The sequence below is a fragment of the Bifidobacterium sp. UBA6881 genome (assembly GCA_002451435.1).
Classification (GTDB): domain Bacteria; phylum Actinomycetota; class Actinomycetes; order Actinomycetales; family Bifidobacteriaceae; genus Bifidobacterium.
In genome coordinates this window covers 1,804-3,234 of record DKCF01000054.1, presented here as the reverse complement: position 1 = coordinate 3,234, position 1,431 = coordinate 1,804, and the positions used below count along the sequence as shown (strand labels likewise).

1 protein-coding gene is annotated in these 1,431 nt (G+C 56.6%); it reads left to right on the top strand.

Features of this window, described 5'->3' with window-relative positions:
- Window positions 1-71: 71 nt before the first annotated feature.
- Window positions 72-1,431: dicarboxylate/amino acid:cation symporter (locus B3C64_RS04525; RefSeq protein WP_291534030.1), on the top strand; the 1,360-nt coding region annotated here is incomplete at its 3' end.

Sequence of the window (1,431 nt, the reverse complement as noted above, 5' to 3'; positions counted from 1 at the left end):
TGCGTGTAATGCGCCCGTCAATGTTTATATTGGCCCCCTGACCATTGTTAATGGCATAGAGGGGAGATTGAATGTCGGACGTGGCTTATAACTGGCTGGCGCTTGGCGTCGCCGCGGTGCTGTTTGCAGGCTTAGCGTGGTTGAGCGTGTCAAAAAAAGCGGGTTTCACCCCGCGTGTGCTGCTCGCCACCGTTCTAGGCATCGTTTTCGGAATCGTGTTCAAAGGCCATGTTGATTTTGTCAACGCGGTCGGAACTGTTTGGTCGAATGTGATTTCCGCGATTGTGGTGCCGTTGCTGTTCTTCAGCATCATCGCGAGCATCACCAACCTTGGCGAATCCGTTCGGTTGAAAAGCATTGGCGTGAAAACGGTGTTTTTCCTGTTGCTGAACACCGCGACGGCCGCTTTGCTCACGCTGGCGATCGCGCAGTCGATTCATCTTGGTCGGGGATTCGCATACAAGTTGCCGACGAATTATGAGAAGCACGAAGTGCCCGCGGTCTTGGACACGATCGTCGCGCTGTTCCCGCACAACCTTGCCGACAGCTGGGTGAACAACCAGGTCGTGCCGATCGTGCTGTTCGCCATCCTTGTCGCGGTCGCTTACAATTCCGCCAATGTGACGGCCAAAGCCCATGAGGCCATCGCGCCTTTCAAGACATTCATCGACGCCGGCAATGTGGTGCTTTCCAAGGCGACGCAGATCATCGTCGGACTGACCCCGTACGCGGTGCTGGCTCTGATCGCCGCCGCCGTCAGCAACAGCGACATTGCCACATTGCTGCCGTTGGTGACCGTGTTGATTGTCGCCTACATCGTCATGGCATTGCAGTTCTTCGTGGTGCAACCATTGCTGCTTGCCGGTGTGACCCGGTTGAATCCGATTTATTTCTTCAAGGCTTTTTGGCCGGCTGGAGTGGTCGCATTCACGTCCGAAAGCTCCATCGGTACGATTCCCGTCACGGTGCGTCAGCTTCGTAGTGCCGGTGTTCCGGGCGAGGTTTCCTCGTTCGTGGCAGGCATCGGTGCGAACCTTGGTATGCCGGGTTGCGCCGGTGTCTGGCCAGTATTGTTGGCCGTGTTCGCCGTGAACGCCCAAGGTCTCAATTATTCCGCTGGACAGTACCTGTTCCTGGTGGTGATTGCGGTACTGGTATCCATCGGTACCGTTGGTGTTCCTGGAACGGCGACGATTACCGCAACGTCGCTGTTCACCGCGGTTGGATTGCCGGTGCCGTTTATTGCGATCACCCAGCCGATTTCGCAGATTGTGGACATGGGCCGTACCGCGTTGAACGTTTCCGGTGCGGCCAACACTGCGGTGATCGTTGCGAAGACGGAGAAGCTGCTTGACGATGACCTGTACTACGGGCGCAAGCAGTTCGATGACGAAGAAGAGATTGCCGAAGATGTGGAAGCGTCCGATGCGC